This is a genomic window from Streptomyces albidus (ex Kaewkla and Franco 2022) (assembly GCF_013870515.1).
Classification (GTDB): domain Bacteria; phylum Actinomycetota; class Actinomycetes; order Streptomycetales; family Streptomycetaceae; genus Streptomyces; species Streptomyces albidus.
Genome location: NZ_JACBXA010000213.1, coordinates 1 through 10336 on the forward strand (window position 1 = coordinate 1; position 10336 = coordinate 10336).

11 protein-coding genes and 2 tRNA genes are annotated in these 10336 nt (G+C 69.7%); 7 read left to right on the forward strand and 6 right to left on the reverse strand.

Translation table 11 applies throughout. From position 1 onward, the window contains the following. Nucleotides 1-395, forward strand: a 395-nt coding sequence (locus H5J26_RS23915) for a DUF3566 domain-containing protein (protein WP_210771696.1), incomplete at its 5' end; no start/stop codon positions are given. 71 nt (nt 396-466) lie between these two features. Further along, nucleotides 467-543: transfer RNA gene (locus H5J26_RS23920), tRNA-Ile, on the forward strand. 365 nt (nt 544-908) lie between these two features. Here H5J26_RS23920 and H5J26_RS23925 read toward each other — a convergent pair. The 4 genes from H5J26_RS23925 to hemC form a co-directional block, all read right to left on the reverse strand. Continuing rightward, nucleotides 909-1118: a hypothetical protein gene (locus H5J26_RS23925; protein WP_181768022.1), complete on the reverse strand. Its 210-nt coding sequence runs from the start codon at nt 1116-1118 to the stop codon at nt 909-911. Nucleotides 1119-1353: 235 nt separating this feature from the next. Continuing rightward, entirely contained in the window at nt 1354-1626 is a 273-nt protein-coding gene (locus tag H5J26_RS23930; RefSeq protein ID WP_181768023.1) for an ANTAR domain-containing protein, read from the reverse strand. Nucleotides 1627-1963: 337 nt separating this feature from the next. After that, a complete protein-coding gene (locus tag H5J26_RS23935; protein ID WP_309238048.1) occupies nt 1964-2446 on the reverse strand; it encodes a nucleoside deaminase in 483 nt (160 codons plus the stop codon). A 150-nt stretch (nt 2447-2596) separates the two neighbouring features. After that, the gene (gene hemC / locus H5J26_RS23940; protein ID WP_181768024.1) at nt 2597-3553 is read right to left on the reverse strand and encodes a hydroxymethylbilane synthase; all 957 of its coding nucleotides are present in this window, start codon (nt 3551-3553) and stop codon (nt 2597-2599) included. A 180-nt stretch (nt 3554-3733) separates the two neighbouring features. Here hemC and H5J26_RS23945 point away from each other — a divergent pair, with 180 nt between their 5' ends. The 4 genes from H5J26_RS23945 to H5J26_RS23960 all read left to right on the forward strand — a co-directional run bounded on the left by H5J26_RS23945 (nt 3734) and on the right by H5J26_RS23960 (nt 7993). Then, nucleotides 3734-3946, forward strand: coding sequence for a hypothetical protein (locus H5J26_RS23945; RefSeq protein WP_181768025.1), 213 nt, complete (start codon nt 3734-3736; stop codon nt 3944-3946). A 191-nt stretch (nt 3947-4137) separates the two neighbouring features. Further along, nucleotides 4138-4272, forward strand: coding sequence for a DLW-39 family protein (locus H5J26_RS31070; RefSeq protein ID WP_209446510.1), 135 nt, complete (start codon nt 4138-4140; stop codon nt 4270-4272). Nucleotides 4273-4499: 227 nt separating this feature from the next. Further along, on the forward strand, nt 4500-6494 hold the full coding sequence (locus tag H5J26_RS23955) for a vWA domain-containing protein (RefSeq protein WP_235981015.1): 1995 nt from the start codon (nt 4500-4502) through the stop codon (nt 6492-6494). A 32-nt stretch (nt 6495-6526) separates the two neighbouring features. After that, on the forward strand, nt 6527-7993 hold the full coding sequence (locus H5J26_RS23960; RefSeq protein WP_181768026.1) for a hypothetical protein: 1467 nt from the start codon (nt 6527-6529) through the stop codon (nt 7991-7993). A gap of 39 nt (nt 7994-8032) precedes the next feature. On the opposite strand, the gene H5J26_RS23965 is transcribed toward H5J26_RS23960, so the two are convergent. Together H5J26_RS23965 and H5J26_RS23970 are read right to left on the reverse strand one after the other, a co-directional pair. Then, on the reverse strand, nt 8033-9310 hold the full coding sequence (locus tag H5J26_RS23965; RefSeq protein WP_181768027.1) for a serine/threonine-protein kinase: 1278 nt from the start codon (nt 9308-9310) through the stop codon (nt 8033-8035). A 23-nt stretch (nt 9311-9333) separates the two neighbouring features. Further along, nucleotides 9334-9888, reverse strand: a complete 555-nt coding sequence (locus H5J26_RS23970; RefSeq protein WP_181768028.1) for a helix-turn-helix domain-containing protein — start codon at nt 9886-9888, stop codon at nt 9334-9336. Between the two features lie 128 nt (nt 9889-10016). Between H5J26_RS23970 and H5J26_RS23975 the strand changes: the two genes are divergently transcribed. Then, nucleotides 10017-10089 (forward strand) — tRNA-Ala (locus tag H5J26_RS23975). Nucleotides 10090-10336 lie beyond the last annotated feature (247 nt).

A 10336-nucleotide genomic window follows, 5' to 3' on the forward strand; every position in this document is an offset into this window, starting at 1 on the left:
TTACTGATAGCTGGAGCACGGTGCCGCGTACGCGCAAGGCGCGGCTGCGTGTGGCCAAGGCCGACCCGTGGTCGGTGATGAAGGTCAGCTTCCTGCTGTCGATAGCGCTGGGCGTGTGCACGGTCGTGGCGGTGGCGGTGCTGTGGATGGTCATGAACGCCATGGGCGTCTTCACGGCCATCAGCGGCACGGTCAGCCAGGCCACGGAGTCCGGCGACGGCGGCTTCGACCTGGAGTCGTTCCTGTCGCTGCCCCGGGTTCTGCTGTTCACAGGCGTGATCGCCGCGATCGACGTGGTGCTGGCGACGGCCCTGGCGACGCTGGGCGCGTTCATCTACAACCTGTCCGCCGGGTTCGTCGGCGGCGTCGAGGTCACGCTGGCGGAGGACGAGTAGCGCCTGGAACGAGGCCCCCGGAACCGATTTGGGGGGCGCGGTGGAAGTGCGCTAATCTTTCGGAGCGGCGCGGGGCTATAGCTCAGATGGTTAGAGCGCATCCCTGATAAGGATGAGGCCGGAGGTTCAAGTCCTCCTAGCCCCACCAGCGTTGAGACCCCCAACCGATCACGGTTGGGGGTCTTTTGCTCATCGGCTGACACCGACGGCGAGATCAGCCGATGAGTGGGTCTTCGAGCGGCTCAGCGAGCATCAGCGGCCTCCGGCTTGCCACGGCCGACGACGGGCGTGCAGAGATCTGCGCAGGCTCGACATCGTGCGGAAGGTCGACCAAGGGCGCCGACGTTCCGGAGCCTTGTCTATTGCGGGCAGGCTAGGAGCTGCCCGAGTCGCGGGAAGCTTACGGCCCCGATCTCTCGCCCCATGGCAGCTCCAGCCCAAAGCCGCTACACCGCCTGATGAGGCCTGCTTGACGCAGCAACGGCAGCGCACGGAGCCGACCGCTGCGTTCCCTCAGGAATAGTGGCGGTAGGCGCGGTGTCGGATGAACTCCTCCCGGCCGATTTCCCTGTCCCAGTTCATGTCCATTTGCAAGAAGTCGCCCAGTGGACTGCACTTCCCCTTGAAGGACTCGGGGTGCTGATTCCACTCCGGGAACGTGATCATGCCATCGCCGTCAGTGTCGATCTCGTCGAACAGCTTGCCTGCTTCTTCTTCGTCCATGGCTGCCTTCCTGGGCAGCACGGCACCGCCACGCAAATCTCTCCCGCAGCTCTTCCGGTCGAAGCCCGGCCTTTCGAATGCCTCACCTATCAAGAGGGTCCAGGTAAAGCCGATGCGCTGAGGAGGAGGCGCAGGTGGCGACTCGCAGGGCCACTTTCAGAAGAACTGACTGCCTCCCCACCTTGTGGGAGGGCAGGCCATGAGCGGCTGGTCAGAGATCGATCAGGTCGAGGACTCAGCTCGACTGGAGGCTCAGCACCGCAGCCCTCAAAGCTCTGGTGAATGCGGGAGCCACGGGGCCGTTGTGACCTGTAGCAACGACCTGCTCTGCCACCGCCTGAAGCTTGGTGTTGGTGTTCTGAGAGACCTTCACCAGGATCCGTCTCGCTTGCTCAGCATCGCAGGCGTAGACCGCCATGAGGACGCCCTGGGCTTGGCCGATGGTCTCGTTCTCGCTCAGCGCTCTGCGCAGCTGCTCCAGCTCCGTGCGCGCTTCTTCAGTGCTCACAGTTGGATCACCCCTCGCCGGACGAACCGAAGTCAGTTAGCGAACGACAACCGTCGACCATCGGGCCAGTCAGGGTCAAGATTTGGGCTGGGTCCGACGGAGCTTTCCCGCCAGCGGGCCGCGCTCGGCGAGTAGGGAGCCTGCGCCCGACATTCGGGGCACGCGAGAACGTGAGGCCTCCGGGGGGAGCTGGTGCGGCGCCGGCCGGACGCCAACCCTCTTCAGCCAGGAGCGGAGGGGAGATCCATCCGCGTCGCCGGTCGTCGTCCACAGCGTGTGTATGGCAGACGCCCTGTTCATGCTGGCCGGTCGCGACGACGCGGGGTGTTCTCGTCTGTCAGGACGCGTCGTGGAGGCGGCGGTGCAGGGCATGCACCTGCTCCGCGAGTTCGGGCACCGGGCCTTCCACCACGACGCCGGGGGCGACCTCCCGGATGGGAAGCGTCCGCACGGGAGGCGCCGGTACCCCCATCTCGGCCAGCCAGGCCGCCAGTTGCTCGGAAGAGCTCGCGTAGACGATGCGGCCCAGCCCGACCCATCCGTGCGCGGCGGCGCACATCGGGCAGTGCTCACCCGACGTGAAGACGGTCGCCGCTGCTCGCTCCTCAGGGGTCATGTTCGCGGCGGCCCAGCGCGCCAGCTCGAACTCGGGGTGGCGCGTCCGGTCGCCGAAGGCCACGCGGTTGCGGTCCTCGGCCAGCGCCGTCCCGTCCGCCGCGACGAGCACGGAGCCGAACGGTTCGTCGCCCGCTTCCAGTGCCTCGGCGGCCAGTTCCACGCAGCGGCGCAGGTGCTTCAGCTCGACGTCGTTCACAGTGATGCCCCCAGAGTGTGATTCCCGGATGCCAAGTCTCCGGCCTCCCGGGCGCATCCGCATTGCCACGGGCCAGGATTCGCCGTCGAGGGTCGCTACGAGACGGAGCAGTCGGCGCTGCGTGGCCTGGTCTTCGGCGGGAGCCGTGGCGTCCGCTCAGGCGTCGATGAGGGAGCGGGCGCCCTGCCGCATCAGTTCGGCGCAGACGCGGGAGCCGAGTGACGCGGCGTCGGCGGCGGAGTCGGTTTGCAGCTGCGTGCGTACGAACCGGGAGCCGTCGGCCGTGAACACCATGCCGCGCAGGGAGAGACGGCCGTCCGGCAGGGTGACGCAGTGGCCGGCGATCGGGGAGTTGCAGTGGCCGCGCAGCCCTCTCAGCATTGCTCGCTCTGCCCGCGATTCGGCCTGCGTGCGCGGGTCGTTGAGACGTTCGAGCAGCGCCCGGACGGCTTCGTCGTCCACGCGGCACTCCAGCGCGAGGACTCCCGCGCCGACCGCCGGCAGCACTTCCTCACAGCTGAAGATCTGACGGATCCGTCCCGTCAGGCCGAGCCGTCTCAGCCCTGATGTGGCCAGGACCAGAGCGTCCGCCTCGAGCTCGCTTCCGGGCTCGTCCAGCTTCTGGAGCCTGGTGCCGACAGCGCCGCGCACGTCCAGGACGCGCAGGTCCGGCCGTAGGGACAGCAGCTGTGCCCTGCGGCGTACGGCGCTCGTGGCCACCGCGGAGCCCGGGGGCAGATCAGCGAAAGACGTGACGGGCGAACTCCCGGGCACGACCAGCACGTCGCGCACGTCGTCGCGCGGCAGCATCGCTGCGAAGGTCAGCCCTTGGGGCAGGGGCTGGTCGCCGGGTACGTCCTTGAGGCAGTGGACGGCCATGTCTACCTCGCCGCGCTGCAGTTGAAGGTCGATGGCCTTCACGAACAGCCCCTTGCCGCCGACTTGGGAGAGATCCCCGGGCCAGGTGTCGCCCGCGGTCGTGGTCGCCACGGTCTCGATGCGCAGGGAGGGGGCGAGGGCGTGGAGCAGGTCGGCCACACGGGCGGTCTGCGCGAGGGCCATCGGTGAGCTGCGCGTGCCGATGAGCAGCCGGCGGGCGGGGAAGTCGGTCACGGGGCGGGCGTCCTCTCGAGGGTGCGCTCTCAACGTAGGGCGCCGTGCCGGTCATCGAGGCGGAGCGCAGGCCCGTGTCACGGGTGCGATGCGATCGTCGCAAACACTCTCCGCATTCGTCTAGTGACGCAACGTACGCTCCGGATGCGGTGGATGGAGAACCGTCGCACTCTTTTTCGTATGACTGCCTCGATCGTCGTGCATCCGCCCGCTCCGATGGGCGGGCGCCGCATCACTGCTGACAGAGCCGATGGAGACGAACTCGGCTTCGCCCGTGGAATAGCCGACCTCGTGGAGATCCTGCGTAGTGCGGGACTCGACCCGGACCAGGTGCGCCTGGACGACCCGGTATTGATCGAATGGCGCGGCGGCAGGGCCGACGTGTGGGAGTGACGGCGGCGGGGCCGTGCGCCCGGGTCATGCAATCGTCGTATTCGCCTCGCGGGCCCGACTCACGGATGGCGCGGGGCCGCCGGTGAGAAAGATCGTCGTGCGACGGGGCGGACCTCCTTCTGCCGAGAGCTGGTTGGGTATCATCGGGCGCCAGATGGTCCCAACGTCTCTCAGAAGGACGAGGTAGCGCGGTGAAGAAGCTTCTCCTGGTCGCACTGGCCGCCATCGGCGGGCTCCTCGTGTACCGCCAGATCCAGGCGGACCGCGCCGAGCAGGATCTGTGGACGGAGGCGACCGACTCCGTGCCCGCGGGTTCGAGTGTGTGACTCCAACAGGCTTGCAAAGTGAGGCCCTGGCCGCTCGGCGGTCGGGGCCTCTTGCTGTGCGAGCGCCCGCGTCGCCCGGCGTTCCGGCCCCGAGGCGCCACCGAAAGGGCCCGAGGTGCTGTTGCTGTTCCGTGACGGGAGCCCCCTTGTAGTGTGCGAGAGCAAAGTCCTAGAGTCTCGCGCAAAGACACACCGGGCACATTCACGTGCGAGGGGGACGGGTGCACATGGGACCACTGCGAAGTCAGAGGAAGCGCGCAGCGGCGGGATTGCTCGCGGCCGGAATGCTGCTCGCGCTGGCACCTGCGGCACCCGCGACGGCAGTTCCCCGAGCCGTTGCAGACGGCAACGGCGCGATGGTGATGGTCCTTGATTCGTCGGGCTCGATGGCGGACAAGGACGGCTCCGGCAGCACGCGCATCGCCTCCGCCCGCAAGGCCGTCGGCACCGTCGTCGACAGCCTGCCGGACGGCTATCCGACCGGTCTGCGCCTCTACGGTTCGCAGAAGCAGCGGGGCTGCACCGACACCCGGCTCGCCAAGCCCGTACGTCCGCTGGACCGGGCCGGGATCAAGGACGCCGTGGCGAAGGTGCGGCCCAAGGGCGACACCCCGATCGGCTATTCGCTGCGCCAGGCGGCGAAGGACCTGCCCGAGGTCCCCGAGGGCGCGATCGGGCAGCGCACGATCCTGCTGGTCTCCGACGGCGAGGACAACTGCGGGGACCCCGAACCGTGCGAGGTCGCCGGGGAGTTGGCCGAGCGAGGCATCGACCTGAGGATCGACGCGATCGGCTTCCAGGTGCGCGGCAAGGCGCGCAAGCAGTTGGAATGCGTGGCCCGCCAGGGCAACGGCGCGTACTACGACGCACCGGACGCCGACGCCCTCGCGCGCCAGCTCCAGCGCGCCGGCCAACTCTCGGCGAACGGCTACCGCTTCAAGGGCAAGAAGATCACCGGCGGTGAGGAGTCGGGGGACGCCGCGACGCTCAGCAGCGGTCCCGGACAGTACCTGGACACCATCGGGCCGGGTGAGAAGCGCTGGTACGCGGTGCGGATGGACAAGGCCTCGACTGCCGGGTTCTCCGCCACGGCCGTGCCGAAGCCGGGCTCGTCCGTCGATCAACTCGACGGGCTGCGGACGGAGTTGACAGCGCCGGAGCAGACGAGCCCGTGCGCCTCGAGCACCGAGCACTTCGGACAGGACGAGGGCGGGGTGCCGCTCGTCTCGGGCGTCGACCGCATCCCAGCGGGCACCGGCACGGGCGCGATCGGCAGGTGCGATCAGGGAGCCGGACGTCACCTGCTGGCGGTCGAGCGAGTGAGCGCAGCCGACAGCACCGGGGGCACGGACGAGAAGGCCTCCGACGCGGCGCGCTGGCCGCTGGAGCTGACCTACGGCGTGGAGAAGCCCTTGGGGAAGGGGATCACCCCCGCGCAGTCGCAGCCCGAACTCGGCGCCGGAGGACCCGAGGCGACCCTGCCGCAGGGGCGTCCGAAGAAGGTCGCGGGCGGCACCGGCTTCAACGACGCCACCGGGATCGGCAAGGGCGTGTGGCGGGACAAGATCCTGCCTTCGCAGACACTCTGGTACCGGGTGCCGCTGGGCTGGGGCCAGCAGCTCCGCTACGACGTGGAGTTCAGCAACGAGCCCACGGCGGAGGAGTTCAACTCGGAGTTCACCTTCAGCCGCACCGACACCTACGCGCCCCACCGGCGGCCGGTCTCGGGCGGCGGCCTGGGCGGCCTGAGTGCCCGGAACTCCTACAACGGCGACCCGGGCAAGGTCTCCGGCGGTACGGTGCCGGTCTCCTGGACCAACCGCTGGGAGAGCGCTCAGAACGTCTTCCCCGTCCACGCCGACGGCGATTACTACATCGCGGTCACCCTCGGTGCCAACGCCGCCCGCATCGCGGAGAATCCCGACATCGGCATCACCCTCCGCGTCGATGTGAAGGGACAGGCCAAGTCGGGCCCCGAGCACAACGCCCCGGCGGCACAGGCGGGTTCGGACGCGAAGGCCTCGTCCGGCTCAGGGGAGAGCCGGGCGGGCGGTGCAGCGGGGGACGGTGCAGGATGGAGCCGCCCGATGGTCGCGGCGGTCGCGGGAGGCGTGGGCGTTCTGCTGCTGGCCGGGCTCGCGTGGTGGTTCGTACGGGCGCGGCGCGGCGATGGCGGCAGTGGAGACGGCGGTTCGGAAGCGATGAGGGGTGGCGCGTGGTGATGCGGCGCACGAGAAGACGAGCAGCCGCGGGGGTGGCCGCAGCGGCGGCGGCACTGTGCCTGGTGGCGGGGATGCCTGGGCAGGCGCTGGGAGCGGGCTTCAGCGGTGCCGCCGCGGAGGACGGTCCTGACGTGCCCACGTACGAACCGGCCGAGAGCGCGAAGAAGATCAAGGGTGCTGCCAGCAGCGGCGAGGGGCCCGACATCGGGCCCGGCCTCTACACCGACTCCATCGGGCGGGGCGAGAAGAAGTACTACAGCGTCAGCCTGGACGCGAAGTCCAGCGCCTTCATCTCCGCGGCCGCCGCACCCGAGCCGGGCGCGAAGGTGCAGACCGTGGGCGAGGGCCTGGAGATCTCCCTGGAGACGGTCGACGGGAACGCCTGCGACGGGGGGACCCAGGTGGACTTCGGCTCCGACGGTGCGGCCTATCCGATCGCGGACTACGCCACGCGGATCATCGGCGCGGAGGACGAGTGCCAGAAGGCGGGCCCGTATCTCTTCTCGGTGCAGCGAAAGGGATCGGAGACCTCCGACCCCGGGCGCTGGCCGCTGGAGATCCGGTTCATGTCGGAGCCGGGCCTGAAGGGTTCGCTTCCCTCCGCGCCTTCCGACAACCGTGCGGAGGAGGAGCCGCCCACGCCCGTGAGCGGCAGTGCGAAGAAGCGGGCGCACGGCGGCACCGGCTTCAACGACGCCGGCGCCGTCTCCCGCGGTGTGTGGAAGGACCGCATCCGGCCAGGTGAGACCCGCTTCTACCGGGTGCCGGTCGAATGGGGCCAACAGCTGAACGCAGCCGTGGAGTTGGGCAGCGCCAAGTCGCCCGGAGAGTACCCGCCGACGGTCTACGACGGGCTGGGGGTCACGATGTACAACCCCGCGCGCGGCCGGTTCGACGAGGACCAGTTCGTCCAGTACAGCCCCGACCAGTCGGCGCAGGCCCTCGCCTACACACCGGTGGTGGACTACGGCAACCGGTTCGCCGACGCGGGCTACGACGCGCCCGTCTCGGGCTGGTACTACCTCGCGGTGACGGTCTCCCCGAAGACGGCCCAGTTCTTCAAGTCCACCGCGCCGCTCACCCTCCGCGTGGATGTGAAGGGCAAGGCGAAGCCGGGGCCCGACTACTCGGGGGACGCGGCGGCCGCCGGGTTCGGAGTCAGCGCGGAGGACCGGGAACAGGCGGAGAAGGGGCAGACGGCGGCGGAGGCGGAGCGCAGCGACACCCTGCAGTTGGTCGCGTACTCGGGTATCGGCGCCGGAGCAGTGCTGATCCTCGCGTTGGGACTGTGGACGCTGACCGCACGGCGGGGCGCGTCGGCGGGAAGCGCTGCGCCCGCAGCCGGTCCGGGAGCGGTGACCGGATCCCAGCCGGGCAACGGACCGGTCCAGTCCGGGACGGTTCCGCTGTGGCCGCAGCAGCAGCACGGCCAGAGCCATGGTCAGGGGCAGCACCAGCACCAAGGCCCGGGCCAAGGACCGCCTCACAACTGGCAGTAGGTGCGCCGCGCGGCCCAGCCGCCGTGTCGGCGCATCCCCTCAGGCGGCGGTCAGCGCCCAGAAACCGACAGCCAGACAGATCAACGCAACGATCAGGACCGGGACCGCGACCTTCGGGGGCGGTCCCGGTTTCCGTGCGCGGACCGGCTGTTGCCCGTACTGCGAGACCGTCTGCTGCTGTGCCGGGGCGGGCTGCTGGGGCGCCGTGTACGGACTGGTGGCCGCGGCCGCCGTCCCGTACTGGCCCTGTTGCGCGGGCGGGTGCGCGGGCTGTGAAGGCTGAGCGAGCGCCTGCCCGTACGCGGCAGAGGGTGTGGGCGTCGGCGTGGGAGGCGTGCTGGGCGCCTCCGGCGCTCCGAACGTGCCCTGCGGCGGCGGGAGATGAAAACTGCCGGTGGCCGACGGCGACTGCGCGGAAGCCGCCGAGCCGCCACCGTTCACCGGCCCGTTCGGGCCGAATCCCTGGGGCAGCGGCCCGATGTGGTCGAAGACCTCGACGACTTCCTGCTCCGCCGTCCCGTCGGTGGCCAGCATCTCCGCGGCGGCCGCCAGTGCCTTGCGGGCGCCGGTCGCCGTACGGAAGCGCTGCTCCGGGTCGGGCTGGAGAAGCTGGCCGAGGACCTGCCACAGCGGTTCGGGCACACGCTCAGGAGCCGGCGGAATGCCGTGTTCGTAGCGGGCCAGCATCTCCATCGAGTCGGGCTTCTGCCCGGTGAGCAGGTACAGCCCGACGAGGCCCACCGCGAACAGGTCGGCGGTGAAGTCCGGCTCGGCGCCCATCAGCTGCTCGGGGGCGAAGTAACCGGGAGTCCCCACCACGTAGTTGGTCTCGGTCAGGCGCGGCTCGCCCTTGCGCATGGAGATGCCGAAGTCAGAGAGCCTCAGGTGCGGGCGCCCCTTGCCGGTGGGCTCCAGAAGGATGTTGGCGGGCTTGATGTCACGGTGCACCACGTCCTCGGCGTGCACTGCCGTGAGACCGGCGAGGAGCTGGTCCAGCAGCGTGCACACGAACGTGGGCGGCAACGGGCCGTAGTCGCCGATGAGATGGGCGAGCGACCCGCCGCTGACGAGGTCCATGGTGAAGAGGACCTTGTCGTCGTCGGCAGCCCAGCTCGCCGGGGCGAGCACGTGCGGATGATCGATGCGCAGGGCCTGTTCGCGTACGAACCGCAGCAGCGAATGCGCATCGCTCTGCTGGAGAACCTTCGCGGCCACGTAACGCTTGCGGCGACGGTCCCAGGCGCGCCACACCGCGCCGACCCCTCCGCGTCCGATCGGGTCGGCCAACTCGTACCGGCCGGCGAAGACCTCACCCATGACGCTGTGCCCCTGCCCCGTGATCAGTTCTGATGAGACTCGTAGTGCTTGACGGCGTCCGCGGTACGGCCTGCCCCGTAGACCCGGAGGAACTCTGCCAGTTCCGGGTGGGTGGAGGCGAGGGCGGAGGAGGCGTCCAGGATGTCGGCTGCGTCGGAGACGGAACGCAGCAGCGCCTGGATCTCCCGGACCACCCGCTTGACCGGCGTCTGGGACGCGCTGCCCGAAGAGGCCGTCTGCGCCGTGCTGTTGAGGACGCTGCCGCCCGCGGTGCGCCGGACCTCGTCCATCCGCTGGGTGGCGTCGGCGGCGCTGACCTCGCCGCGTGCGACCTCGCCCGCCAGCTCCTGCAGCGCCTGCACCCGCTGCACGACGGCGGGGTTGCCGATCTTCGCACGCTGGCCGCTCATCAGCTGCGACAGCATGGGCGCGGAGAGCCCCAGCACAGTGGCGAGCCGGGCCTGGTTCAGGCCGAGGTCGTCGATGAGCCGCCGAAACAGCGTTCCCAGCGGCTCCCCGTACCACTGACTCTGCAGCTCACGCGCTTTCGCGGTGGATTCCTGCTGTGCTGCGTCCATCACGTCTCCCCTGGACTGCCCTGGCGCTTCGCTGACGCGAACTTGCGGTGCATCCTACGGAGGGTGGCCGACGAGGGGCGATACCCGGTCGGAATTCGCTACGGGGAGCCGGTACCCTTGTGCGCAGCGGGGCCTTAGCTCAGTTGGTAGAGCGCTGTCTTTGCATGGCAGATGTCAGGGGTTCGACTCCCCTAGGCTCCACTCGCGAAAGGGCCTCCGAGGTGCGGGAACGCGCCGTCGGGGGCCCTTTTTCATGCGCCTGTGCCGGTCTGTGCCGGGCTGTACGGGCCGCATTCGGGCTCCGCCGGGAGACACCTCGGCGCCCGCGGGTACGCAAGGGCGGCCGCCGCCTGCACTTCCGGACACGGAGAGCGTTCGGCGCCGAACGGGAGTCATCCAGGACAACATCAAGCGGGGTCCGGAGATCCGTCCGCTGTACGACTTCGAG